Origin of the sequence: Massilia yuzhufengensis, from assembly GCF_900112225.1 — a bacterium.
Lineage (GTDB): Bacteria > Pseudomonadota > Gammaproteobacteria > Burkholderiales > Burkholderiaceae_D > Telluria > Telluria yuzhufengensis.
Map to the genome: position 1 here is coordinate 39,830 of NZ_FOLD01000008.1, position 25,213 is coordinate 65,042.

Sequence of the window (25,213 nt, forward strand, 5' to 3'; positions counted from 1 at the left end):
GCCATGGCACGCATTCCAGAACGCCGCTCGCTGCGGCGCCGCCTGCGGCCGTATTTCACGGTCTTCGACTGGCCGCTCGGGCTGGTGCTGTTCATCCTGATGATGACCAGCGTGATCACGATGACCTCGGCCGGCGCCGACTTCCCCGACCGGGTCGAGCACCAGATCCGCAACTTCCTGCTCGCCTTCGCCGTCATGTGGATCGCGGCCAACGTGCCGCCCCAGATGCTGATGCGGCTTGCGGTTCCCATCTATACCTTCGGGGTCGCGCTCTTGATCGCGGTGGCGATGTTCGGCATCATCAAGAAGGGCGCGCGGCGCTGGCTGCACGTCGGCGTCGACATCCAGCCATCCGAAATCCTGAAAATCGCTACGCCGCTGATGCTGGCCTGGTATTTCCAGCAGCGCGCCAACGCCCACAGCTGGAAGTCGTTCGGGGTCGCCGCGCTGCTGCTCGGGGTGCCCTTCGCCCTGATCGCCAAGCAGCCGGACCTCGGCACCGCGCTGATGGTGGGCGCCTCGGGCTTCTACGCCATCTTCCTGGCCGGCCTGCCGTGGCGCGCCCTGATGGGCCTGGGCGTGACCGGCGCCGCGGCGCTGCCGATCGCCTGGTCGATGCTGCACGACTACCAGCGCGAACGCGTGATGACCCTGATCGACCCCACCTCCGACCCGCTCGGCAAGGGCTTCCATATCATCCAGTCCGAGATCGCCATCGGTTCCGGCGGCATCGTGGGCAAGGGCTATGGCAAGGGCACGCAGAGTTACCTGGAGTTCATTCCCGAGCAAACCACCGACTTCCTGTTCTCGGTGTATTCGGAAGAATTCGGGCTGGTCGGCAATTGCTTTCTGCTGGTGGTCTACCTGATGCTGATCGGGCGCGGCATGATGATCGCGGCCAATGCGCCCAACACCTTCTGCCGCCTGCTGGCCGGCGCCATCACGATGATGTTCTTCACCTATGCCTTCGTCAACATGGGCATGGTGAGCGGGATCCTGCCGGTGGTCGGCGTTCCGTTACCGTTCATGAGCTATGGCGGAACCGCGTTCATTACGCTCGGTCTCGGCGCTGGTATATTGATGAGTATTCAAAGGCATCGTAAACTGGTGCAGACGTAATAGAACGAGGACAGGCATGGCCGTTCCAAGAAAACAACTTGCTACGACCATTGGCACGGTCATCACCCTGGCGCTGCTGGCCGGCTGCTCCACCACGCCCACCGGTGAGCACCGCAGCCTGATCCCGCTGCCCTGGGGCCACCACCCCACGGCCAGGCATCCGGACGCCCCCAAGCTGCCGCCCGCCAACTCCGGGCGCGGCGGCTATTACAAGGACGACGGCCCCGGCGCCAACCCGCCGCCCGGCCTGCTCGAGCTGCCCGACGCGATCGTCAAGAACGAGCCCTACGCCAAATGGGCCAACCGCCCGTATGCGGTGTTCAGCCAGACCTACACCCCGATCCTGCACGAAGACCCGTTCGTGCAGCGCGGCGTGGCCAGCTGGTACGGCGTCAAGTTCCACGGCCAGAAGACCTCGTCGGGCGAGCCCTACGACATGTACAAGATGACGGCAGCGCACCCGACGCTGCCGATTCCCTCGTATGCGCGCATCACCAGCGTCGAAACCGGCAAGTCGGTCATCGTGCGCATCAACGACCGCGGCCCCTTCCATGCCAGCCGCGTGGTCGACGTGTCGTATACGGCCGCGCTCAAGCTGGGCCTCCTGGGCAAGGGCAGCCACCAGGTCGAGATCGAGCGCCTGTTCCCGAACGACCCCACCCGCATCGCCACGGTGCGCCGCGCCGCCACCTCGGCGGCGCAGTCGGCGCCACCGGAGATCGCCGCGCTGATGCTCGAAGACCGGGTGCGGACCGACAGCGCGGCGGTGGCGCAGGTCACGCCGAAGCTGGTGCCGCGCGGGAGTTTCTATGTGCAGCTCGGCTCGTATGGGCGGGCCGGCACGGCCGAAGCCTTGGGGGAGCGCCTGTCCCAGGCCAATGTGGAAGTCGGCAAGCTCGAAGTGGTGAAGGTGGGGGCGCTTAGTCGCCTGTTCGGCGGGCCGTTCGAGAGCCGCGAGGATGCACTGGAGGCGGCGCGCTCGGTGCCGGAATCGTTTGGGCTCAAGCCGATCGTTGTCAGACGCTGACGCGGCTTGCGCTCACGGAGTACAAACGAACGCCCGCGGCCTTGTCGCTGCCGCCGCCGTGGCCAGCGTGATCTGTCCTTTCAGTTTCGGCAGTGCCTGCACGATGACTTCCCTGGCAGTATCGAGCTGTCGGACAAGGGAGACCTGCTGGCTTTTTTCATAGATGAAGTCGCCTATATACACAGTTTTCCCCGCCCGGGCTTCGAACGAAACCACTTCGACTTCAAATGGCGCGACATTAAATGGACTGTAAATGTAGTAGCCGGGCCGAACGTCGAAGGCAACATACTTCACCGTCCCGGGAAGCGGAGATACGCGTGTTTCGGTGCGGTTGAAACGGAAACAGTTACCGGTGATGTTCTGCTGCCCGATATCGTACTCGGCCAAATCCAGGGGGAAGGCGGGATGGGGCCACGCGCCCTCGACTTTCACCCCGTAGACGATCACTGCACGATTGGCAGAAGGTATACCGCCATCCGGCAGTGCATTGGATGAATTGACGATGCAACCCGCATTCATTGCTCCAACAAGGCACATGAGCACACTTCGGAAAAATGTCGTCATCGAATGTCTGTCTCAGTCAATGATCTCTACATCGGCCTCGAGCCAAACGCTTGGTTTGGCGTTGAGGATGGACACGGGGTTGGGGGTCAGGCTGAACGCGAGGGACTTGGGATTGCCGCTGACGCGGATGTCAGCTTGAGAATCGGCCCATGGTTGCGGCCCGCACATCGGACAGAGCGGGACGGCATCGGGAGGTATGACCCCGACGCTGGCGGTGGCGTAGGTGACGCGCGCCTTCGATATCGCTTTCGCGCCCCGCACGTACACAATCAGCTTCTCTCCGTTGCGAACCATGCTGCAGCCAGTGATATCCCGCGCGTGGAAAAGCGCTGCGCTCCCGTCGTCTGCGTAGACCGGGATGGCTCCCTTCACTTTACAGAGCTTGCTGGTTTTGCTGACGATTCCATTTTTTGCTTCGATCAGCTGAACCGTCACGGTCATTCGTGCTTCACGCAATAATAGAGGTTTGTGCGGTGGTGGAGGTATTGCATATGTCGGCGATGCGATTGATAGCAGCAAAGCAGCCATTACGCGATTTCCTGACAACATGCGCATGATTGCACATGGTCGTTTGTCGCGTGTTTTGTACAAAGTGATCCCCTTACTCGCACGGCCGAAGCTGCACCCCCGAAAAATCATCAGCGATCCCGGCAACCCGTCCACGCTCCTCCGCCGTCAGGTTCCTGAACTGCCACACCGAGCGCGCGCCCTGCGGCCCACGCGGCAGCACCCGCACGCCGCGCACGCCCTGGCGTCCCAGCGACGTCACCAGGGTCTGCGCGGCGGCATCGGTCTTGAACACGCCCAGCGACACAGCCCAGCGCAGCGGCGAGTCGCCCTGCATCACGAAGAGGTTGGTGACGCCTTTTTCCTTCAGTTCGGCCACGCGGCGGTCGGCGCCTTCCTTGCCGCCATTGGGCGGCAGGTAGACCAGGTGGCTGGTGACTTCCTGGAAGGGCACGCTGGTGCGGATGACGCGCGGGCCCAGCGCCAGCCGGGCGATGCGCGGTTCGAAGCGGCGCGCGTCGGTGGCCGAGAAGGCGCCGGCCTGGGTGCAGGCGATTGTGGCAGGTGCCGCAGCCGCGACAGGCTCAGTCGGGGGCGCTGCCGGCGCAGCGCTGTCGACCGCCGCGCGTGCCTCGGCTGCGGTCAGCATCACCATGCGTCCGGCCGCCAGCTGGTTCTTCAGGCGCTGCGGCTCATGTTCGCCGCCTTCCACTTTGCCGAGATAGCCGTGGCCATACGCGAACAGCACGGCGTTCGCCGCCAGCAGGACCCAGAATACGAATTTCAACAAGTGCGCTCTCCTCGTCAATCGGCGCCGGCGGCTGCATGCAGCCCGACCAGCACGATATTATCGACCACCCGGTGCGCCAGCGTGAGGGCAGGGGCGATATAGGGCGCGGCGCCGCCCGACACGATGCAGGCGGTGGCGCCGTGCGCGGCGCAGGCGCGCTCGATCGCGCCGGCCTGGGCCGACAGGCAGCCGGAAACGATGGCGTCATGTGTATTGTCGCCGAAGACCGGCGGCGGAGCCGCGCCTGGCGCCACCTGGGGCAGCTGGGCGGTATTGCTGGCCAGCGCGCCGGCCATCAAGGCCAGGCCCGGCAGGATCATGCCGCCGATGAAGCGGCCGTCCGCGCTGATTGCATCCACCGTGGTCGCGGTGCCGCAGGTCGCCACGATCACGTCCTGCCCCGGCGCCAGTGCGCGTGCGCCGATGGCGGCGGAGAAGCGGTCGCAGCCCAGCTGGCCCGGGTTGCGGTAGCCGTTGCGCAGGCCGGCGCGTTCCTCCACCGAGGCGAACCATTCGACGTCGATCCCGGCCGGCAGCGCCTGCGCAATGCGTTCGCGCACGGCCGCGCCGGCGACGTTCGACACGATGGCGCGCGTGATGCCAGCGTGGCGCCAGCCTGCTCCGACGGCGTCCAGGCCCGCGTGCTCCACCGCCCCGCACTGTTCCCACTTGCCCAACGCAGCGCCGGGCGCAGCGAGCGCCCACTTGATGCGCGTATTGCCCGCGTCGATCAGCAGCAGCGTCATTCCTTGACCCGCAGCGACACGTCGCCCGCCAGCACCGCGATGCGGCCCTCAGCGGTGTCGAGCAGCAGCCGTCCCGTGTCGTCGACGCCCGCCGCCAGGCCTTCGTGCAACACCTGGCCGTTGTCGATGATGGTCACGACCTGGCCCTGCCACGCATGGCGCAGGTTCCAGCGCGCGCAGAAGGCGCCGAAGCCCTGGGCGGCGAACAGCCGCAGGCTGTCGGCCAGCGCGTCGAGCAGGGCGGCCAGCAGCACGTCGCGCTCCATGCGCGCCAGCCAGGGCGCACCGGCGGCGCTGCGGCCCAGGCGCGCTTCCAGCTCGTCCGGCATGATGAGGTTCAGGCCGATCCCGATCACGGCCCAGGTGCCGCCGCCAGGCGCGCCTTGCGTCTCGATCAGGATGCCGGCCAGCTTGTCGCCATCCTTGAGCACGTCGTTCGGCCACTTCAGCTGCACCTGCACGCCCAGCTGCGCCAGCGCGTCGCCCAGGGCCACGCCGATGGCCAGCGGCAGGCCGGTCAGCTGCTGCGGGCCGCCGTCGAATTTCCAGGCCAGCGAAAAGGTCAGCGAGCCTTCGGGCGAGGACAGCCAGCTGCGTCCCGCGCGCCCGCGTCCCGCGCTCTGGTGGCCGGCCACCAGCAGCACCGGTTCAGTCAGCGTGGGGGCGCGCGCCAGCAGGTCGGCGTTGGTGGAGCCGGTCTCCGGCACCACCTCGACGGCGACCTTCGCATGCGAGAGGGAGGCGATGTGGGCGGCGTTCATGCTTCACCCTTGCCTTGCTTGGTCGGCGCGCGCGAGAAGGCCAGGTCGAACAGGGCGTTGGGCAGCAGGCGCAGCAGCTTGGCCACCACGCCCATTTGCCAGGGCAGCACGCGGTAGCTGTGGCCGCGCGCGATCACCTCGACCGCCTGCGCGGCGAAGCGCGCGGCCGGCATCAGGAAGGGCATGGGAAAACGATTCAGGCGTGTCATGGGCGTGTCGATGTAGCCGGGGGCGATGGTCACCACCTTGATGCCAGAACCTCGCAGTTCAAGCCGCAGCGATTCGCAGTAGCTGTGCACGGCCGCCTTGGAGGCGCAATAGGCGCCGGCGCCGCGCATGCCGCGGATGCCGGCCACGCTGCCGATGCCGACCAGGCGGCACGGGCCGCCCTGGCTTTTCATGGTGCCGATAAACGGCGCGAAGGTGGCGACAGTGGCGCCCACATTGGTGGCGAACACGGTCTCGAACACGGGCAGGTCGCCGGCGCGTTCGGTGAGCGTGCCGTGCGAAATGCCGGCGCTGGCAATGACGATGTCGGCGCCGCCCTTGGCCGCGATGAAGTCGGCCGCGGCAAGCGCGACGGCGCCGTCGTCGGTCGCATCGACCGCATAGATGCGGTGGCGTTCAGGGTAGGGGAGGGATGCCGCCAGCTCGGCCAGCGGTTCGCGGCGCCGCGCCAGCAGGCCGAGCACCGCGCCGCGCGCCGCGTACTCGCGCGCCAGCGCCGCGCCGATGCCGCTCGAGGCGCCGGTGATGAACACCCGGTCCGCGCGGCCCGGCGCAGCGGTCATTTCTTGTCCGCTTTCGCGCGCGCGACCAGACTGTCCATCACCTGCAGGGTCGCCTGCAGCGCGTCGCCCGAGGGCACGCCGGATTCGGCCAGGATGCCGGGCGAGGTGATGAAGCGGCCGTCCACCGCCAGCATCGGCCAGTGGGTGATGCGGTAGGCGTCGACCATCGCCTGCGCGCGGCGCACCTTGGCCTGTACCCCGAACGAGCGGTAGGCGTCGACGAAGCGCGCGCGGTCGATGCCGGCGCGGCTGGCCCAGTCGAACACTTGCTCGTCCTGTGCCAGCGGCAGGTGCTCGACGTGCATCGCGTTGAACACCTTGCCGTGGTACTGCTCCAGCAGGTCGAGCGACTCGAGCGTGAAGAACAGGCGCTGCTGCGCCTGCACCGGGGCGCCACGCGGCACGTGCACGCGGCGCAGCACGATGTTGTCGCCCTGCTTTTTCACCCATTCGGCCAGCTGCGGCTCCAGCGCGTAGCAGTGCGGGCAGTAATAGGCGAAGAACTCGAGGACCTCGATTCTGCGGCCGCCGTCGGTCGGCTGGGCCGACGGCAGCAGCTGGTAGTCCACGCCTTCTTTGGGCGCGGACGGGGAGGCGGCGGCGCTGCCGGACAGGGCCAGCAGCACGGTAGAGCAGGTCAGGCGGCGAAGCAGGTTCATGCGGGTCCCGGGGGGCTTAACGCTGGTTGCGGACGATGGCGACGTCGATGCCGCTGTCGAGCAGCTTGGCGCGCGCCTTGTTCATGGATTCGACCCCGTTGTACGGGCCGACGCGCACGCGGTGCAGCACGCCACCGTCGGTGCTGCGGTCGCTGATGGCCGCTTCGAAGCCGAGCAGGGCCAGCTTGGCGCGGGTGTTCTCGGCGTCGGACATTTCGCGGAAGGCGCCGGCCTGCAGGTAGTAGATGTAGCTTTCGGCGCCGGCTGCGGGCGCAGGCGCGGCCGCCGGGGCAGCTGCCGCCGGCGCCGCTGCGGCGGGCGCAGCCGCCGGAGCGGGCGCCGCCGGTGGCGCCTGCATGCCGGCGATCGCCTGGCCCAGCGGATCGGCTTCGGCGGCGGCCGGCGCAGGCGCGGGCGCCGGTTCCGGCTTGTTGGCGCGCTCGGCGATCTGGCGGTTCGCTTCGCGCGCCGCTTCGCGGTTGCCGTACAGCGGCTTGTTCGGGTCGCTGGCCTGGGTCGGGTCCAGGTCGGCCGGGCGTCCCATCTTGGTGGAGCGGTCGGTGAAGGGCGACTGGCCCTTGGTGATCACGAGCGCGACCACCACCGCGATGCCCAGGCCGACGATCAGGCCGATGATGATGCCGGTCAGGGTGCTGCCGCGCTGGCGCAGGGACGGGAAAGGACGGTTGGCGGTCATGGGACGCTTATGGTTGCTTGATAAGGATGATTAGGCTTGCGCTTCGGCCGGGGCGCGTTCCATCTTGGCTGGGGCCGACACGCCGATCAGGGACAGGCCGTTGCGCAGCACCTGGCGGGTGGCGGTGGCCAGGGCCAGGCGCGCCAGCTTCAAGGCTTCGTCGTCGTCCAGCAGCCACTTGTGCGCGAAGTAGTAGCTGTGCAGTTCGCCAGCCAGTTCGCGCAGGTAGAACGCGACCTGGTGCGGGCCCAGTTCCAGCTTGGCGCGCGCCAGCACTTCCGGGTAGGCCGCCAGCTTGGCCAGCAGGCTGGCTTCGTGCGGCGTGTCCAGCAGCGACAGGTCGGCGCCGCCCAGTCGGGCTTCGTCCCCGCCCCAGTTGGACAGGGCCGAGCAGATGCGCGCGTGGGCGTACTGCACGTAGTAGACCGGGTTTTCTTCGCTGGTGGCCAGCGCGACGTCGACGTCGAACACGAACTCGGTATCGGCCTTGCGCGAGATGAGGAAGAAGCGCACCGCATCGCGGCCGCGCGTGATGTCGCCATTGCCCGACCATTCGATCAGGTCGCGCACGGTGACGTAGGAACCGGCGCGCTTGGAGATCTTGACCTCTTCGCCGTTCTTCATCACGGTGACCATCTTGTGCAGCACGTAGTCGGGGTAGCCCTGCGGGATGCCGATGTTCACCGCCTGCAGGCCGGCGCGCACGCGCGCGATGGTGCCGTGATGGTCGCTGCCCTGCACGTTGATGGCCTGGTCGAAGCCGCGGCGGAATTTCTGGATGTGGTAAGCCACGTCCGGCACGAAGTAGGTATAGGTGCCGTCGGACTTGCGCATCACGCGGTCCTTGTCGTCGCCGTAGTCGGTGGTCTTCAGCCACAGCGCGCCGTCCTGCTCGTAGGTCACGCCGGCGTCGACCAGGGCCTGCACCGCCTGCTCGACCTTGCCGTCGGCGTACAGCGACGACTCGAGGTAGTAGTTGTCGAACTTGACGCCGAAGGCCTGCAGGTCGATGTCCTGCTCGTTGCGCAGGTAAGCCACGGCGAAGCGGCGGATCGATTCGAGGTCGTTGCTGTCGCCGCTGGCGGTGGCCGGCTCGCCGTCGGTGGCGGCCACGGTTTTCCTGGCCATGAAGTCGTCGGCGATGTCCTGGATGTAGTCGCCGTTGTAGCTCGATTCCGGCCACCCGGTGTCGCCCGGCTTGAAGCCGCGCGCGCGCGCCTGCACCGAGTTGGCCAGGGTGGCGATCTGCACGCCGGCGTCGTTGTAGTAGAACTCGCGGGTGACGTCATGGCCCTGCGACTCGAACAGCGAGGACAGCGCGTCGCCCAGCGCGGCCTGGCGGCCGTGGCCGACGTGCAGCGGGCCGGTCGGGTTGGCCGATACGAACTCGATGATCGCGTGGTGGCCCTTGCCGGAATCGCCGCGGCCGAAGGCCGCGCCCTGTTCAAGTACCGTCTTGACCACCGCCTGCTTGGCGGCCGGGGCCACGCGCAGGTTGATGAAGCCGGGGCCGGCCACGTCGGCCGACTCTACCAGGCCTTGCGCGCCCGGGTCGGCCAGCACGGCGGCGACCAGGCGGGTGGCCAGTTCGCGCGGGTTGGTCTTCAGGGCCTTGGCCAGCTGCATGGCGATGTTGCAGGCGACGTCGCCGTGCGACGGGTCGCGCGGACGCTCCAGCAGGATGGTGGGGGTCAGGTCGGTGCCGGCGACGATCGGTGCGAGCGCAGCCTGGAACAGGGCAACGATTTGTTGTTTTTGTTGGGCGAGCATGGGAGGTAGTTGGTCTGAATAATGAGGCGGGCCTGCGGGCAGGCGGACAGCGGTCATTATACTGGTTTGGCGCAATACGCAATATGTTCGCCCCGGCAAGTTGTGGTGCGATGCTTAAGCGACGCCAAAGCGTAAGCCGGTACAATGAGGGCCTTTTTCGACCGTATTGACCCTGCCATGACCGACAAGCGCCCGACGCTCTCCCTGAAGCCTGCCGCCAAACCTGCGCGCTCGACCCACGCGAAGGGCGCGGCTCGGCCGGGCCCGAAGCCAGGGCAGGCGCAGTCCGGCAAGCCGGGTGCGAAGCCAGCCCAGGACCAGCGCGCGCAGGCAGGTGAGCAGAACCGCGACCAGCGCAATCCGCCGCCGCGCCGCGAAGTCTATCGTCCCGAGGCCGAACGTCCCTTGCGCGCCAGCCACGAGGTCAAGGTCGCGCCGCAGCGCGACTACCGGCCCGACCTGAAGGCCGACTCGCTCGCGCTGGCGCTGCTGGGCGCAGCCAATGCCGTGGCCCGCGTGCGCGGCGGCACCGCGCTGCCGCAGGCCTTGAGCAGCGTGTTCGCGGCCTACGACGTGACCCCGCAGGGCCGCGGCGCGATCCAGGACATCGCCTACCGCACGATGCGCCAGCTCGGCCGCAGCGAAACCCTGCTCGGCCTGATGACCAGCAAGGCGCCCGAGCCGCCGATGCTGGGCGGCCTGCTGTGCACCGCGCTGGCCTTGCTCGACCCGCTCGAGGGCGCCGCGCCCTATGAAGCCTTCACGGTGGTCGACCAGGCCGTGCATGCGGCCTCCAGCCACCCCGACTTTGCCCACGCCAAGGCGATGGTGAACGCCGTGCTGCGCCGCTTCCTGCGCGAAAAGGACAGCCTGGTGGCCGAGGCCCTGCGCCAGCCGCTGGCGCGCTGGAATTATCCGCAATGGTGGATCGACACGACCCGCGCCGCCTATCCGGAGCAGTGGGAACAGATCCTTGCGGCCGGCAATGTGCACCCGCCGCTGACCTTGCGCGTCAATACCCGCAAGGGCAGCGTCGAGGCCTACCTGCAGGTGCTGCAGGAGGCAGGCATCGAAGCGGCGCAGGTGGGCCCAAGCGCGGTGCGCCTGGCGCAGCCGGTCAACGTCAGCCAGATCCCGGGCTTCCACGAAGGCAGGGTGTCGGTGCAGGACGCCGGCGCCCAGCTGGCCGCGCCGCTGCTCGGCCTGGAAGACGGCATGCGCGTGCTCGACGCCTGCGCGGCCCCCGGCGGCAAGAGCGGCCACATCCTCGAGATGGCCGACGTGCAGCTGACCTCGGTCGATGCCGACGCCCTGCGCCTGGCGCGCGTGCGCGACAACCTGGGGCGCCTGGGCCTGGAAGCGAAACTGGTGGTCGCCGAAGCGCAGCAACCGGAGTGGTGGGATGGCCAGGGCTTCGATCGCATCCTGGCCGACGTGCCCTGCACGGCCTCCGGCATCGTGCGCCGCCATCCGGATATCCGCTGGCTGCGCCGCAAGTCCGACACGCTCCAACTTGCAACACTTTCAAGCAAAATACTCGACAACCTTTGGCAGATGTTGCTGCCCAATGGTAAATTGTTGTTTGTGACATGTTCGCTCTGGCCCCAGGAATCGGAGGCGCAGGCCGCCGCGTTTGCGGCGCGCCACAACGCCATCCGCCTCGACGCGCCGGGCCAGCTGCTGCCAGCCAGCGGAGCCGGGCAGGATCATGACGGCTTGTTCTACGCCCTGTTCCAGAAACCGGCGTGATGGCCACCCCGCTCGAATCGATTCGGCTTCAACCTTAAGGCTCCGGCTCACCCGTGACGTTACGATTTTTCTGCCTCCTCGCCTGCCAGCTGCTGCTGGTCTTCGCGTGCGCGCAGGCACGGGCGAACGACGTGATCGACATCACCAAGGCCGAGATCCAGTCCAGCGAAGAGGGCTATCGCCTCAACACCGCCTACGCCTTCGACCTGAACCACGAGCTGCAGGACGCGGTGCAGAACGGCGTCAAGCTGCACTTCACCACCGAGATCGAAATGACGCGCCCGCGCTGGTGGTGGCGCGACGAAAAAGCCGTGCTGGCCAAGCGCACCATCGGCATCTCCTACGACGTGCTCACGCGCCAGTACATCGTCGCCACCAACGGCAGCGTGCCGCAGCCCTTCACCACCCTGGACGACGCGCTGTCGTTGATCCGGCGCCCGGCGCGCTGGCTGATCGCACCGAAAGGCGCGCTCAAGCAGGGCGAGGTCTACAACGTGACGCTGCGCATGTACATGGACCGTGACTTCCTGTCCAAGCCGCTGCAGGTGAATGCGATCAACGATTCGAGCTGGCGCCTCGCGTCCAACAAAAAGTATTTCGCCTACCGTGCGGAGTAAGTTCGTGCGCGGTAAATCCGTCAACCAGGCCTTGCGCTACGCCCTCGTGGTCGGCGGCGCGATCGTATCGATCCTGCTGTTCCTGCTCGCGTCCGCATCGGACAATTCGGGCTTCTTCGACAAGTATTACACCTGGCTGCTGGGCGTGAACGCCGGCATGGCCGTGCTGCTGCTGATCCTCGTGATCGTCGCGCTGGCGCGCCTGTATTCGCGCTACAAGGCGGGCAAGTTCGGCTCGCGCCTGGTGGCCAGGCTGGTGCTGCTGTTCGCCGGCATCGGCATCCTGCCGGGGCTGGTGATCTTCATGGTGTCGGTGAATTTCGTGTCGCACTCGATCGACTCCTGGTTCGACGTCAAGATCGAGGCCGCCATCGAATCGGGCCTCAACCTGGGCCGCGCCGCGCTGGACGAAGCCGTGGCCGAACTGGGCGCCAGCGGCCAGACCGCGGCGGCCACCCTGGCCGGCCAGGATGCGGTGATGGTGCAGGGCGTCTTGAGCAGCCTGGTGAACGACATCAGCGGCCTGCAAAGCGCCATCCTGCTCTCGCCGGACGGCACGGTGCTGGCCTCGAGCGCGCAGGACCGCAACCTGAACCTCGACATGGACCGGCCCACGCCCGACATGCTCAAGTCGGCCGCGCTGCCGGGTGGCTATGCGCGCCCGGAAGGCACCAGCGACGTGGCCGGCAACGGCCCGAGCGCGCTCGACGCCGCTACCGGCCTGCGCCTGCGCGTGGTGCTGGCCGTGCCCGAGTCGCACGGCATCGAACCGCGCTACCTGCAGCTGCTGCAGTCGGTGCCGGTCAACCTGGCCTCCAACGCGGTGGTGCTGCGCAGCGCCTCCGAAGAATACCGCTCGCGCTCGCAGGAGCGCAGCGGCCTGCGCAAGATGTACATCGAGACGCTCACCCTGACCTTGCTGCTGGCGATCTTCGGGGCCATCGGCAGCGCCTTCCTGATCGCCGACAACCTGGCCCAGCCGCTGCTGGTGCTGGCCGAAGGCACGCAGGCGGTGGCCGAGGGCGATTTGTCGCCGCGGCCGACGGTGGAGACCAACGACGAACTGGGCACGCTGACGCGCTCGTTCAATGCCATGACCGGCCAGCTGTTCGAGGCGCGCAGCGCGGTCGAGCGCAACCGCACCGCGCTGCAGAACGCCAAGGCCCACCTGGAGTCGGTGCTGGCCAATATGTCGGCCGGGGTGATCGTGCTCGACGCCGAAGGGCGGGTGGTCAATTCCAACGATGCGGCCTACCGCATCCTGCAGGTCGAGCCGGGTGCACTGGCCGGCCCGCTGGCCAGCATCGCCGGCCTCGATACCTTCTATAACTGCATCACGCGCGCGATCTCGGCGCAGAGCGCGCAGAGCGCGGCCGGCAGCGCCGGCGTGGAACGCCGCCGCCGCGCCCACTGGCAGCAGCAGATCGAGATAGCGCGCCGCGGCAGCGGCGACGAGCAAGACCACGACATCACGCTGCTGGCGCGCGGCTCGCGCCTGCCGGTGGGAACCGGCAGCGGCTTCATCGTGGTGTTCGACGATATTTCGGACGTGATCTCGGTCCAGCGCTCGGTGGCCTGGGGCGAAGTGGCGCGCCGCCTGGCGCACGAGATCAAGAACCCGCTGACCCCGATCCAGCTGTCGGCCGAGCGCCTGCAGATGAAGCTCGAGGGCAGCCTGCCGCCGCTGGAAGCCGAACTGCTGAAGAAGAGCACGACCACCATCGTCAACCAGGTCGACGCCATGAAGCGCATGGTGGACGACTTCCGCGACTATGCGCGCACGCCGCCGGCGGTGCTCGAGCCGCTCGACCTGAACGCCCTGATCGACGAAATCCTGCAGCTCTACCTGTCCGAGGACGGCACCGACGTCATCCACGCCAACCTGGCGGCAAACCTGCCGCGCGTGATGGGCGACCCGACCCAGCTGCGCCAGGTGATCCACAACCTGGTGCAGAATGCCCAGGACGCGCTGGCCGACCGCGACTCCGGCGAGCCGGCGCGGGTCGACGTCGTGACCGAAGCTATCCATTACGAAGGAGCCGATGGCGCCGCCGGCACCGCGGTGCGCCTGGCGATCACGGACAACGGCCCCGGCTTCTCGCCGCGCATCCTGGCGCGCGCCTTCGAACCCTATGTCACGTCGAAGGCGCGCGGCACCGGCCTGGGCCTGCCGATGGTCAAGAAGATCATCGACGAACACGGTGGCCGGATCGACATCGGGAACCAGGCAAACGGATGTGGCGCGTCGGTATTTATTTTGCTGTTAAAGTTAGCCCCCGAGGCGAACTTGGCCGAATGATAAAACACGCATAAAATCTCACTATCACGGGTAAGAGATCAAAAAGGCACACTGATGGCGAACATACTCGTAGTTGATGACGAAATGGGTATCCGGGAATTACTCTCGGAAATCCTGGGCGATGAAGGCCACGCCATTACCCTGGCGGAAAATGCACAGCAGGCACGCGAGGCGCGCGCCGCCGGCGCGCCCGACCTGGTGCTGCTCGATATCTGGATGCCCGATACCGACGGCGTGACCCTGCTCAAGGAATGGCAGCGCGATGGCTTGCTCACCATGCCCGTCATCATGATGTCGGGCCACGCCACCATCGACACCGCAGTCGAAGCGACCCGCATCGGCGCCCTGAATTTCCTCGAGAAGCCGATTGCGCTGCAAAAGCTGCTCAAGGCCGTGCAGCAGGGCCTGACGCGGGCGCAGGAAGTGGCGCGCGCGCCGCTGGCGCCGCCGCGTCCGGTCGCCACCACGGCCATGCCGATGGCCGACATGGGCGCCCCGGCCGCCGCCGCGGCCGCCCCGATGTTCGCGCCGCCGGCGCCGCAGCTGGGCAATGGTTCGCGCATGGTCCATGCGATGTCGCAAGGCGAGGGCACCGGCTACACGCTGTCCTTCGACCTGCCGCTGCGCGAAGCGCGCGACGCCTTCGAGCGCATGTACTTCGAACACCACCTGGGCCGCGAGGGCGGCAGCATGACGCGCGTGGCCGAGAAGACCGGCCTCGAGCGCACCCACCTGTACCGCAAGCTCAAGCAGCTCGGCGTCGAACCGGGCAAGCTCGCCAAGAAAGGCGTCTGATTGGCCGTAGCGCGCGTGCGGGTGGCCACCACCCTGGTCGCCGGCGCCTCGGCCGCCGCGCGCGAAGACAGCATCGCCGCGCTGCTGCGGGCGGCGCCGCCGGGCGGTTTGAGCGCCGTCATCCTCGAAGGTCTCGCCCCGGGCTCCACGCCCATCCCTGATTCCTCTTCCGTAAGACTCGTCCGACTCGCTGGCGGGTGTCCGTGCTGCGCCGGGAACCTGGTTTTGCGTGTAACATTGAATCGACTGTTACGCCAAGGACCGGAACGCCTGTTCATCGGTTTGGCAGGCAGCGAACACCTTGATCAGTTGCGATCGTGGCTGCAAGACGCGCCATACGATCAGCTGTTGGCACTGGATCCGGTTGTGCGCCTGTAAAGTCGAGCCCCGAGCTTGCGCGCACTTGAAATCGCCCCAGGGAGCCCCACCTCTTTACCGAAGTGAACTGCCAACCGCCCGCCGCCGCGCGGTTAGAGCGCACAACCACTCTGATCGAGAGAAGGAGTCATCATGAACATGATCTACAACAGCGAACAGTACAGCGTCGTCGAGTTCGGCATTGACCGCGAGCTCGAGGCCCTGCGCTTCGGCGGCTATGAAATCGTCGACAAGGCCGGGCGGCGCGAAGCATTCATCGGCGGCAAGCTGGCCCAGTCGTTCCGGCGCGACGTGAACAACCTCATCGCGAGCGAGCCGACCATGGAAGAAATCGACGACTTCCTCGGTTCCTACGACACCCTGATGAGCCAGCCGGTGGTGCTGCATTGATTCGTCCTTCGCCATTGCGGCCGCGGCCGCAGTGGCGCCCCTGACTTCCTACCGGTTTTCACCTGCACCAGTAGCACCATCCCCATGGTAAGCTGCGCCCATGTGCCAGCTCCTCGGAATGAATTGCAACGTCCCCACGGACATCGTCTTCTCCTTTACCGGTTTTGCCCACCGTGGCGGCCGCACCGATACCCACCATGACGGCTGGGGCATCGCCTTCTTCGAGGGCAAGGGCGTGCGCCACTTCGTCGACCACCAGGCCGCCATCGCCTCCCCGATCGCCGAACTGATCAAGCGCTACCCGATCAAGTCGACCAATGTCATCGCGCATATCCGCAAGGCCACGCAGGGTCACGTGGCGCTCGAGAACTGCCATCCCTTCGTGCGCGAGATGTGGGGCCGCTACTGGGTGTTCGCGCACAACGGCGACCTGAAGGATTTCGCGCCCGCCCTGCACGGGCCGTTCCGCCCCGTGGGCACCACCGACAGCGAGCTGGCCTTCTGCTGGCTGATGCAGAGCCTGCGCGAGGAGTTCGGCGACGGCTCGTCCGGCACCGCGCCCACCTTGCCCGAGCTGCACGCCGCGCTCGGACGCCTGGTGCCGCAAGTGGCCGCGCACGGCACCTTCAACATGATGCTGTCGGACGGCACCGCGCTGTTCACCCATTGCTCGACCAAGCTGTGCTACGTGGTGCGCAAGTACCCGTTCGTGACCGCCAGCCTGTCCGACGAAGACCTGTCGGTGGACTTTTCGGAAGTGACCACGCCGGACGACCGGGTGGCCATCATTGTGACCGAACCGCTCACCACGAATGAAACCTGGACCCATTTCGCGCCGGGCGAGCTGATGCTCTTCGTGGATGGCCTGCCACAGTAATCATGGCACAATGGCAAAAATATCATCCTTCCTCCGATAAATTAGTGCCAATAAGCCACTAAATCTGACGGATACGGTAAAGTAGGGATGTTCGCGAGCCCAACCAGACGACATGACCGATACCGCCAGCCTTGACCAGGCCAACCAGCCGCTGAAATTGCGCAATTTTTACCTCGGGCGCCAGCCGGTGCTCGACCGTAACCAGGCGCTGTTCGGCTATGAACTGCTGTTCCGCGGCAGTGCGCAGGGCCCGGCGCAGATCGAATCGGGCCTGTCGGCCAGCGCCAGCGTGATCCATCACGCGTCGCAGCTGGGCCTGGCGCGCGCGATCGGCGACGCCACCGCCTTCATCAACGTCGACACCGACGTGCTCATGAGCGACATGTTCGCCTTCCTGCCACGCGAGCGCACCGTGCTCGAGATCGTGCGCTCGGTCGAGCCGAACGATGCCGTCATCCAGCGCATGACCGAACTGTCCTCGCATGGCTTCCGCTTCGCCGCCGAAGCATCGGCCCACGGTGCTTCGCTGGCGCGCCTGCTGCCCGTGATCGACTACGTCAAGATGGACTTGCGCGAGCTGCCGGTGGTGACCCTGCTGTCGCTGGCCCCGCGCCTGCGCGGCACGGGCAAGCGCCTGGTGGCCGAAAAGGTCGAGACCCACAACGAATACCGCACCTGCCTGGACATCGGCTTCGATTACTTCCAGGGCTATTATTTCGCCAAGCCGACCGTCATCGCCGGCCGCAAGCTCTCGCCTTCGCAGGCGGCGGTGATGGACCTGATGAACCTGGTGACCTCGGACGCCGACAACGCCGAGATCGAGCGCGCGGTGAAGAAGGACATCACCCTCGGCCTGAACCTGCTGCGCCTGGTGAACACGCCGGCCGCAGGAAGCGGGCGCCGCATCGAATCGATCAGCCAGGCTATCATGCTGCTGGGCCGCCGCCAGCTGCAGCGCTGGCTGCAGATCCTGCTGTACGCCGAACCGGGCGTGCGCGGCCACAACCTGAGCCCGCTCCTGATGCTGGCGACGACGCGCGCGCGCCTGATGGAACTGCTCGCGCAGCGCCTGCGCCCGGGGCAGCGCAATGTGGCCGACGTGGCCTTCACGGTGGGCATGATGTCGCTGATGGATACGCTGTTCTGCATTCCGATGCAGGACATCGTCGAACAGATCCCGGTCATCGACGAAGTGCGCCACGCACTGCTGGTGCGCCGCGGCTTCTTCGGCGAGCTGCTGCGTTTGGCGGAATCGATCGAACGCATGGAAGATGCGCAGGACGAGGTGATGCCGGCGCTGCACGAGTTGTCGATCGACGGGGATGACCTGGCCGAGCTCGAGGTGAATGCCTTCGAGTGGAGCGACAAGGTTGTGCGGTACGCGATTTGACGCGCGCTGAACGCTGTACGTAGGGTGGACGGGAGACCCGTCCACCCTACGACAGCCTCCTGGCGCCAACGGCTGTCAGACAGACCGTCCCGGCGCCGCACAACAGCTTACTGCAGGTTCGGCGCCAGGTAGCGCTCCACATCTTCCCGGTCCAGGCCGCGGCGCTTGGCCATGTCCTCGACCTGGTCGTCGCCGATCTTCCCCACCACGAAGTACTTCGATTCCGGATGCGCCAGGTAGAAGCCCGACACGGCCGCGCCCGGGTACATCGCGAACGATTCGGTCAGCTCCATCCCGATCTCTTCCGCCTGCAGCGTGCGGAACAGCTCGGCCTTGACGGTGTGCTCCGGGCAGGCCGGGTAGCCAGGCGCCGGGCGGATGCCGCTGTAGGCTTCCTTGATCAGCGCTTCGCAGCTCAGGTCTTCGCCCGCCGCATAGCCCCACAGGTCGGTGCGCACGCGCTCGTGCAGGTACTCGGCGAAGGCTTCGGCCAGGCGGTCGGCCAGGGCCTTGAGCATGATCGACGAGTAGTCGTCGTGCGCCGCTTCGAAGCGCTGCTCGTGCTTCTCGATGCCCAGGCCGGCCGTCACCGCGAACATGCCGATGTAGTCCGCCACGCCCGAGTCTTTCGGGGCGATGAAATCGGACAGGCACTGGTTCGGGCGCTGCTGGCCGTCGACCATCGGCTTGACGCCCTGCTGGCGCAGGCCGTGCCAGGTGAAGGCAACTTCCTTGCGCGTTTCGTCGGTATAGATCTCGATGTCGTCGTCGTCCACCGAGTTGGCCGGCAGCAGCGCGATGGCGCCGTTGGCGGTGAGCCAGCGGCCTTCGATGATCTTCTTGAGCATGGCCTGGGCTTCCTCGAACACTTTCGAGGCGGCTTCGCCGACCACCTCATCGGTGAGGATGGCGGGGTAGGGCCCGGCCAGGTCCCAGGTCTGGAAGAACGGGCCCCAGTCGATGTAGCGCGCGAGCAGCGCGAGATCGACATTCTTGAACAGCCTGCGGCCGATGAACTTCGGCTTGACCGGTGCGAATGCCAGGCGCGCGCGGTTGCCGCGCGCCTGCTCGAGCGTGAGCATCGGCAGCGCCTTCTTGTTGGCGTGCTGGATGCGGATGCGTTCGTAGTCCTGGGCCAGTTCGATGATGTAGGCGTCGCGCGTGTCGTCCGTCAGCAGCGACTGGCCGACCGATACCGAGCGCGAGGCGTCCGGCACGTACACCACCGGGCCGTCGTAGTGCGGCGCGATCTTGACGGCGGTATGGGCGCGGCTGGTGGTGGCGCCGCCGATCAGCAGCGGGATCTTCTTCTCGCGGAAGTAAGGATCGCGCTGCATCTCGCGCGCCACGTGGGCCATCTCCTCGAGCGAAGGCGTGATCAGGCCGGACAGGCCGACGATGTCGGCGTTTTCGGCCTTGGCCTTGGCCAGGATATCGGAGCAGGGCACCATCACGCCCATGTTCACGATCTCGAAGTTATTACACTGCAGGACCACCGAGACGATGTTCTTGCCGATGTCGTGGACGTCGCCCTTGACGGTGGCGATGACCATCTTGCCCTTGGGCTTGGCGACGATGCCGGTGCGGCGCTCTTCCTCCGCCTTTTCTTCTTCGATGAAGGGCACCAGGTGGGCCACGGCCTGCTTCATCACGCGCGCCGATTTCACCACCTGCGGCAGGAACATCTTGCCCTGTCCGAACAGGTCGCCGACGATGTTCATGCCGTCCATCAGCGGGCCTTCGATCACGTGGATCGGGCGGCCATTGGCGCCAAGGACCTGCTGGCGCATCTCTTCGGTATCCTCGACGATCCACTGCGTGATGCCGTGCACCAGCGCGTGCGCCAGGCGCTTCTCGACCGGGGCGTTGCGCCATTCGAGGTTCTGTTCCTGCTTGCCGCCGCCGGCCTTCAGGGTGCCGGCGAATTCGATCATGCGCTCGGTGGCGTCCTCGCGCCGGTTCAGCACCACGTCTTCGACGCGCTCGCGCAATTCGCTTGGCAAGTCGTCGTAGACGCCGACCATGCCGGCGTTGACGATCCCCATGGTCATGCCGGCCTTGATCGCGTGGTACAGGAACACGGTGTGGATCGCCTCGCGCGCCGGGTCGTTGCCGCGGAAGCTGAACGAGACGTTCGACACGCCGCCCGACACCTTCGCATGCGGCAGGTGCTTGCGGATCCAGGCGGTGGCTTCGATGAAGTCGTTGGCGTAGTTGTTGTGCTCTTCGATGCCGGTGGCGATGGCGAAGATGTTCGGATCGAAGATGATGTCTTCCGGCGGGAAGCCCACCTGTTCCACCAGCACCTTGTAAGCGCGGCCGCAGATCTCGGTCTTGCGCGCGAAGGTGTCGGCCTGGCCCAGTTCATCGAAGGCCATCACGATGACGGCGGCGCCGTAGCGGCGGCACAGGCGGGCCTGGCGGATGAATTCTTCCTCGCCTTCCTTCATCGAGATCGAGTTCACGATGGCCTTGCCCTGCACGCATTTGAGGCCCGCCTCGATCACGCTCCATTTCGAGGAGTCGATCATGATCGGCACGCGCGAGATGTCGGGCTCGGAGGCGATCAGGTTCAGGAAGCGCGTCATGGCCGCCTGCGAATCGAGCATCGCCTCGTCCATGTTGATGTCGATGACCTGGGCGCCGTTTTCCACCTGCTGGCGCGCCACCGACAGTGCGTCGTCGAACTGCTCGTTCAGGATCATGCGGGCGAAGGCCTTGGAACCGGTGACGTTGGTGCGCTCGCCGACGTTGACGAACAGCGAAGTCTCGTCCACCGTGAACGGCTCCAGGCCCGACAGGCGCATCGCCACCGGGATGCTTGGCACGGCGCGCGGCGCGCGGCCTTCCAGCATGCTGGAGATGGCGGCGATGTGCTCGGGCGTGGTGCCGCAGCAGCCGCCGGCGATGTTCACGAAGCCGGCATCGGCGAATTCGCGCAGCAGGGCCGAGGTGTCGGCCGGCAGCTCGTCGAAGCCGGTGTCGCTCATGGGGTTGGGCAGGCCGGCGTTCGGGTAGATACACACGAAGGTATCGGCGATCTGCGACAGTTCCTCGGCGTAGGGGCGCATCAGCGCCGCACCCAGCGCGCAATTCAGGCCGATGGTCAGCGGCCGGGCGTGGCGCACCGAATTCCAGAAGGCGGCGACGGTCTGGCCCGACAGGATGCGGCCCGAGGCGTCGGTGACGGTGCCCGAGATCATGATCGGCAGGCGCGGGGTGGCCGGGTGCTCGTCGAAGTACAGGTCGATCGCGAACAGCGCGGCCTTGCAGTTGAGGGTATCGAAAATGGTCTCGACCAGCAGCACATCGCTGCCGCCGGCCACCAGGCCGCGCACCTGCTCGTGGTAGCTGGCCACCAATTGGTCGAAGGTGACGTTGCGGAAGGCCGGGTCGTTTACGCTTGGCGAGATCGACGCGGTCTTCGGGGTCGGTCCCAGGGCGCCGGCCACGAAGCGCGGCTTGTCGGGCGTGCTGTACTTGTCGCAGGCGGCGCGCGCCAGCCTGGCCGCTTGTACGTTCATCTCGTAGGCGAGATGCGCCATGTGGTAGTCGTCCTGGGCCACGCCGGTGGCGCCGAAGGTATTCGTTTCGATCAGGTCGGCGCCGGCTGCGAGGTAGCGCTCGTGGATTTCCTGGATGATCTGCGGCTGCGTGAGCGTGAGCAGCTCGTTGTTGCCCTTGACGAACAGCTCGCGGTGGCCCGCGCCTTCCGGGGCGGCGAACGTGGCGAAACGCTCGCCGCGGTAGGCCGCTTCGTCGAGCTTGTACTGCTGGATGATGGTGCCCATCGCGCCATCCAGGATCATGATGCGGCGCGACATGATGTCTCGCAGCTGGGCGTCGATCGGGGAGAGGGTGCGAAGTGGGGCGTTCATGTGGGCGTCTTTCTCGATAAGCGGCTTGACAGGCCGTTACTGTTGGGCGGTCTGAAATTATACGTCATGACGTCCGGTCGCTCCGGGATGCACCAAAATGCGGTTTTGCGTTTGTATCTTTATGTATGGAAATCGTAGACTGTTACACGGTGTTACAAAACCCGGCACATCCGCAATCTTTACGTTACATACACGGACGACAATTAACCCCGTCGCCACAGTGTTGGCGCAGCTTTTAACGGGATGATTGCATGAACAAAGAATATGAGCCGGATTGGGATCAATCGGTGAACCGCATTGAAGAGCCGGCATTTGCCGTCAAGCCGCAGACGATCAATGGTGTGAAGCAGATCGTGACGATCCGCCTGGACGTGGACATGCTGGAATGGTTCAAGTCGGCGGGCCCGGGTTACCAGACCCGTATCAACCAGGTGCTGCGCGAATACATGGATGCGCAGCGCACGGAAGCACAAGAGAAGTGATGATCGGGGCGGATGCCCCGATTTTTATTTGGCGGATGGTTTACGAGAAGTTCAGCCCGGCCAGCGGGAAGCTTTTCAGGAACTCCGCAGCCGGCAGGCGCTTGCCGCCCGGCTTTTGCAGTTCGGTCATGCGCAGCGCGCCTTCGCCGCAGGCCACCACGATGCCGCCGGCATCGGCCGCCAGTACCTGGCCCGGTGTACCGCTGCCAGGCGCCAGTTCGGCATTCCACACCTTCACCGTCACGCCATCGACCAGCCCGTGCGCGCCCGGGAAGGGATTGAAGGCCCGCACCCGGCGCCACAGCAGCTCGGCCGGCAGGGTGAAGTCCAGCCTGGCTTCTTCCTTGGCGATTTTCGCGGCATAGGTCACGCCCTGTTCCGGCTGCGGCGTGGCCGGCAGCCCGCCCGCCTCCATCTTGCGCAGCGCATCGACGATCATGCGCGCGCCCAGCGCGGCCAGCTTGTCGTGCAGGCTGCCGGTGGTGTCGGTGGCCGCGATGGCCACGCGCTCCATCAGCATCATCGGCCCGGTGTCGAGGCCTTCTTCCATGCCCATGATGGTCACGCCGGTTTCCAGGTCGCCGGCTTCGATCGCGCGGTGGATCGGCGCCGCGCCGCGCCAGCGCGGCAGGAGCGAACCGTGGATATTGATGCAGGGCTTGATGTCCAGGGTGCTGGTCGGCAGGATCAGGCCATAGGCCGCCACCACCATCACGTCGTACTCGAGCGCCAGCAGGCGCTCGTGGGCGGCGCGGGCTTCCTGCGCGCGCTGTGGGTCCTTGGCGTCCATGCGCAGCGACAGCGGCTGGGCGACGGGGATGCCGTGCGCCAGCGCGTATTGCTTCACGCTCGACGCCTGCAACTGCATGCCGCGCCCGGCGGGACGGTCGGGCTGGGTCAGGACCAGGGGGATCTCGAAGCCTGCCTCGTGCAGGGCACGCAGGGCGACGGCGGCGAACTCGGGGGTGCCGGCGAAAACGACTTTCATGGGGGCCGCGATCAGTAGCGGCGGCCGGCGGACCTCAGGGCGGCTTCGCGCTCGGCGCCGCGCTCTTCCTTCTGCAGCTTGGCCTTGATGCGGTTGCGCTTGAGCGGCGACAGGTATTCGACGAAGACCTTGCCCACCAGGTGGTCCATCTCGTGCTGGATGCACACGGCCAGCAGGCCGTCGGCCTCGACCTCGAACTCCTTGCCTTCGACGTCGAAGGCCTTGCACTTGACGCGCGCATGGCGCTCGACGCCGTCGTACACGCCCGGCACCGACAGGCAGCCTTCGTCGTACACCAGCTTGTCGTCGCTGGCCCAGGTGATTTCCGGGTTGATGAAGACGATCAGCTGGTCGTTGGTCTCGGACACGTCGATGGTGATCACGCGCTCGTGCACATCCACCTGGGTGGCAGCCAGGCCGACGCCCGGTGCGTCGTACATGGTCTCGGCCATGTCCTTGACCAGCTGGCGCAGGCGCTCGGTGCCGAATTCGGTAACCGGCTTGGCGAGCTTGTGCAGGCGCGGGTCAGGGTAGCGGAGGATAGTGAGTAAGGCCATAGTCAGGGAGAGTCAGGGGTGGATATCAGTTCAATAAGAGTCGGGCCAGCACGAACAGAAATGCAACACATTCCCGGCCTGGCAGGACGCGGTTTGTCTTGCTAGTTCCAGGAATTGTGTGCAGAATTTGATTCAGTACGGCAACCCTTTTACGGTAGAAGGGAGCGGCGCATCGTGCTGTCTCGTGCAGTTTCTTGCGGCAGGCCAGCGGAAAGAACCGCGGGCTGCCAGCCATCCGGTGTCAAAGCCACAACTTACGGACGCAATGACGGACGTTTCAATGAAAAATTTTAGCACAGTCGCGACCCGTGCTGCTGCCGTGGCGCTCGTTGCGTGTGCCTTCGCCGCGCCGGCCAGCGCCGCCGAATGCAGCTTCCGCCCCAACGCACCCGACCAGCACGTGGTGGTCAAGGGCGATACGCTCTGGGATATTTCCGGCCACTTCCTGCAGAACCCCTGGTGCTGGCCCCAGGTGTGGGGCATGAACCGCGAGGAAATCCGCAACCCGCACTGGATCTATCCGGGCCAAATCATTTACTTCGACCGCAGCCGCGGCCGCCTGTCGCTGACCCGTCCGGGCAGCGGCGGCGACGGCCGGGGCGAGCCGCCGATCACGAAACTGTCGCCCCAGGTGCGCACCGAGTCGCTCGAGCGCGACGCCGTGCAGTCGATCCCGGCCGGCATGATCGAACCCTACCTGACCCAGCCGCTCGTGGTCGAGAACGACGAACTGGCCGGCGCGCCGCGCATCGTCGCGTCCCAGGAAGGCCGGGTCTACCTGGGTACCGGCGACCGCGTCTATGTCACCGGCCAGCTGCAGGGCGGCAAGACCTTCCAGGTCTTCCGTCCCGGCACCGTGCTGAAGGATCCGCAAACCGGCAAGGTGCTGGCGCGCGAAGCCGCCTACCTGGGCAGCGTGACGCTCGACAAGGAAGCGGCGCCGGGTGTCGACGCCCATACCTTCCGCGTCACCGAGACGCGCCAGGAAATGGGCGTGAACGACCTCTTGATCCCGATGCCGCCCAGCCCGGTGCGCAACTACGTGCCGCATGCGCCGGCGCACACCATCGATGCGCGCGTGATGTCGATCTACGCGGGCGTGACCTATGCCGGCCAGAGCCAGGTGGTCACCGTCAATCGGGGTTCGATTGACGGGCTCGATGTCGGCGCCGTGCTGCAGCTTTATCATCTCGGGAAGACGGTGCCGGATCCCGCCAGCAAAGGCGTGCTCGGCTTCCGCAAACAGCAGATCAAGCTGCCTGACGAGCAATATGGCAGCCTGTTCATTTTCCGCGTGTTCAAGAACGTCTCGTACGGCTTGATCATGCAAGTGACGGCGCCGGTGGAAGTCGGCGACGTGGCGCGCTCACCGGAGTAAATCC

24 protein-coding genes are annotated in these 25,213 nt (G+C 66.4%); 12 read left to right on the plus strand and 12 right to left on the minus strand.

Going from position 1 to position 25,213, the window contains the following annotated elements; all coding sequences use genetic code 11:
- Positions 1 to 3: 3 nt before the first annotated feature.
- Positions 4 to 1,119 (plus strand): rod shape-determining protein RodA, encoded by a 1,116-nt coding sequence (gene rodA / locus BM031_RS09065; RefSeq protein ID WP_091874042.1) that lies wholly within the window; start codon positions 4 to 6, stop codon positions 1,117 to 1,119.
- A gap of 16 nt (positions 1,120 to 1,135) precedes the next feature.
- Positions 1,136 to 2,146, plus strand: coding sequence for a septal ring lytic transglycosylase RlpA family protein (locus tag BM031_RS09070; RefSeq protein ID WP_091874043.1), 1,011 nt, complete (start codon positions 1,136 to 1,138; stop codon positions 2,144 to 2,146).
- Between the two features lie 12 nt (positions 2,147 to 2,158).
- On the opposite strand, the gene BM031_RS09075 is transcribed toward BM031_RS09070, so the two are convergent.
- From BM031_RS09075 to argS, 9 genes are all read right to left on the minus strand, one after another.
- Entirely contained in the window at positions 2,159 to 2,710 is a 552-nt protein-coding gene (locus BM031_RS09075; protein WP_143084541.1) for a hypothetical protein, read from the minus strand.
- 12 nt (positions 2,711 to 2,722) lie between these two features.
- A complete protein-coding gene (locus BM031_RS09080; RefSeq protein WP_091874048.1) occupies positions 2,723 to 3,151 on the minus strand; it encodes a hypothetical protein in 429 nt (142 codons plus the stop codon).
- Positions 3,152 to 3,311: 160 nt separating this feature from the next.
- Positions 3,312 to 4,007 carry an SPOR domain-containing protein gene (locus tag BM031_RS09085; RefSeq protein ID WP_177207693.1) on the minus strand — a complete coding sequence of 232 codons (696 nt, stop codon included), beginning with the start codon at positions 4,005 to 4,007 and terminating at the stop codon, positions 3,312 to 3,314.
- 14 nt (positions 4,008 to 4,021) lie between these two features.
- Positions 4,022 to 4,753 (minus strand): type III pantothenate kinase, encoded by a 732-nt coding sequence (locus BM031_RS09090; RefSeq protein ID WP_091874050.1) that lies wholly within the window; start codon positions 4,751 to 4,753, stop codon positions 4,022 to 4,024.
- Positions 4,750 to 5,514 carry a biotin--[acetyl-CoA-carboxylase] ligase gene (locus tag BM031_RS09095; RefSeq protein ID WP_091874052.1) on the minus strand — a complete coding sequence of 255 codons (765 nt, stop codon included), beginning with the start codon at positions 5,512 to 5,514 and terminating at the stop codon, positions 4,750 to 4,752. The genes BM031_RS09090 and BM031_RS09095 overlap by 4 nt, the downstream gene beginning before the upstream one ends.
- A complete protein-coding gene (locus BM031_RS09100) occupies positions 5,511 to 6,305 on the minus strand; it encodes an SDR family oxidoreductase (protein WP_091874054.1) in 795 nt (264 codons plus the stop codon). Before BM031_RS09100 ends, BM031_RS09095 begins: the two co-directional genes overlap by 4 nt.
- Entirely contained in the window at positions 6,302 to 6,964 is a 663-nt protein-coding gene (locus BM031_RS09105) for a thiol:disulfide interchange protein DsbA/DsbL (RefSeq protein ID WP_091874056.1), read from the minus strand. Before BM031_RS09105 ends, BM031_RS09100 begins: the two co-directional genes overlap by 4 nt.
- Positions 6,965 to 6,980: 16 nt before the next feature.
- Positions 6,981 to 7,661: an SPOR domain-containing protein gene (locus BM031_RS09110; RefSeq protein ID WP_091874058.1), complete on the minus strand. Its 681-nt coding sequence runs from the start codon at positions 7,659 to 7,661 to the stop codon at positions 6,981 to 6,983.
- Positions 7,662 to 7,691: 30 nt separating this feature from the next.
- Positions 7,692 to 9,431, minus strand: a complete 1,740-nt coding sequence (gene argS, locus BM031_RS09115; protein ID WP_091874059.1) for an arginine--tRNA ligase — start codon at positions 9,429 to 9,431, stop codon at positions 7,692 to 7,694.
- Between the two features lie 177 nt (positions 9,432 to 9,608).
- Between argS and rsmB the strand changes: the two genes are divergently transcribed.
- The 8 genes from rsmB to BM031_RS09155 all read left to right on the plus strand — a co-directional run bounded on the left by rsmB (position 9,609) and on the right by BM031_RS09155 (position 17,926).
- Positions 9,609 to 11,180, plus strand: a complete 1,572-nt coding sequence (rsmB, locus tag BM031_RS09120; protein ID WP_091874061.1) for a 16S rRNA (cytosine(967)-C(5))-methyltransferase RsmB — start codon at positions 9,609 to 9,611, stop codon at positions 11,178 to 11,180.
- A 53-nt stretch (positions 11,181 to 11,233) separates the two neighbouring features.
- Positions 11,234 to 11,797 carry a DUF4390 domain-containing protein gene (locus BM031_RS09125; RefSeq protein ID WP_091874063.1) on the plus strand — a complete coding sequence of 188 codons (564 nt, stop codon included), beginning with the start codon at positions 11,234 to 11,236 and terminating at the stop codon, positions 11,795 to 11,797.
- Between the two features lie 4 nt (positions 11,798 to 11,801).
- The gene (locus tag BM031_RS09130) at positions 11,802 to 14,096 is read left to right on the plus strand and encodes a sensor histidine kinase (RefSeq protein ID WP_091874282.1); all 2,295 of its coding nucleotides are present in this window, start codon (positions 11,802 to 11,804) and stop codon (positions 14,094 to 14,096) included.
- Between the two features lie 54 nt (positions 14,097 to 14,150).
- Complete coding sequence (locus BM031_RS09135) at positions 14,151 to 14,891, plus strand: response regulator (protein WP_091874064.1); 741 nt, start codon at positions 14,151 to 14,153, stop codon at positions 14,889 to 14,891.
- Positions 14,892 to 15,269: a GTPase gene (locus BM031_RS09140; RefSeq protein WP_091874066.1), complete on the plus strand. Its 378-nt coding sequence runs from the start codon at positions 14,892 to 14,894 to the stop codon at positions 15,267 to 15,269.
- Positions 15,270 to 15,401: 132 nt separating this feature from the next.
- Positions 15,402 to 15,659 carry a BTH_I0359 family protein gene (locus tag BM031_RS09145; RefSeq protein ID WP_091874068.1) on the plus strand — a complete coding sequence of 86 codons (258 nt, stop codon included), beginning with the start codon at positions 15,402 to 15,404 and terminating at the stop codon, positions 15,657 to 15,659.
- Between the two features lie 100 nt (positions 15,660 to 15,759).
- Entirely contained in the window at positions 15,760 to 16,536 is a 777-nt protein-coding gene (locus BM031_RS09150; protein ID WP_091874070.1) for a class II glutamine amidotransferase, read from the plus strand.
- Positions 16,537 to 16,648: 112 nt separating this feature from the next.
- Positions 16,649 to 17,926, plus strand: a complete 1,278-nt coding sequence (locus BM031_RS09155; RefSeq protein ID WP_091874072.1) for an EAL and HDOD domain-containing protein — start codon at positions 16,649 to 16,651, stop codon at positions 17,924 to 17,926.
- Between the two features lie 107 nt (positions 17,927 to 18,033).
- Here BM031_RS09155 and metH read toward each other — a convergent pair whose 3' ends face one another.
- On the minus strand, positions 18,034 to 21,804 hold the full coding sequence (gene metH, locus BM031_RS09160) for a methionine synthase (protein ID WP_091874073.1): 3,771 nt from the start codon (positions 21,802 to 21,804) through the stop codon (positions 18,034 to 18,036).
- 251 nt (positions 21,805 to 22,055) lie between these two features.
- Here metH and BM031_RS09165 point away from each other — a divergent pair, with 251 nt between their 5' ends.
- Complete coding sequence (locus tag BM031_RS09165) at positions 22,056 to 22,286, plus strand: BrnA antitoxin family protein (protein WP_091874075.1); 231 nt, start codon at positions 22,056 to 22,058, stop codon at positions 22,284 to 22,286.
- A gap of 40 nt (positions 22,287 to 22,326) precedes the next feature.
- Here the strand turns inward: BM031_RS09165 and fmt are convergent, their stop codons facing one another.
- Together fmt and def are read right to left on the minus strand one after the other, a co-directional pair.
- The gene (fmt, locus tag BM031_RS09170; protein WP_091874077.1) at positions 22,327 to 23,274 is read right to left on the minus strand and encodes a methionyl-tRNA formyltransferase; all 948 of its coding nucleotides are present in this window, start codon (positions 23,272 to 23,274) and stop codon (positions 22,327 to 22,329) included.
- An 11-nt stretch (positions 23,275 to 23,285) separates the two neighbouring features.
- A complete protein-coding gene (def, locus tag BM031_RS09175) occupies positions 23,286 to 23,831 on the minus strand; it encodes a peptide deformylase (protein WP_091874079.1) in 546 nt (181 codons plus the stop codon).
- Positions 23,832 to 24,111: 280 nt separating this feature from the next.
- Between def and BM031_RS09180 the strand changes: the two genes are divergently transcribed.
- Positions 24,112 to 25,209 carry a LysM peptidoglycan-binding domain-containing protein gene (locus BM031_RS09180; protein WP_091874081.1) on the plus strand — a complete coding sequence of 366 codons (1,098 nt, stop codon included), beginning with the start codon at positions 24,112 to 24,114 and terminating at the stop codon, positions 25,207 to 25,209.
- Positions 25,210 to 25,213 lie beyond the last annotated feature (4 nt).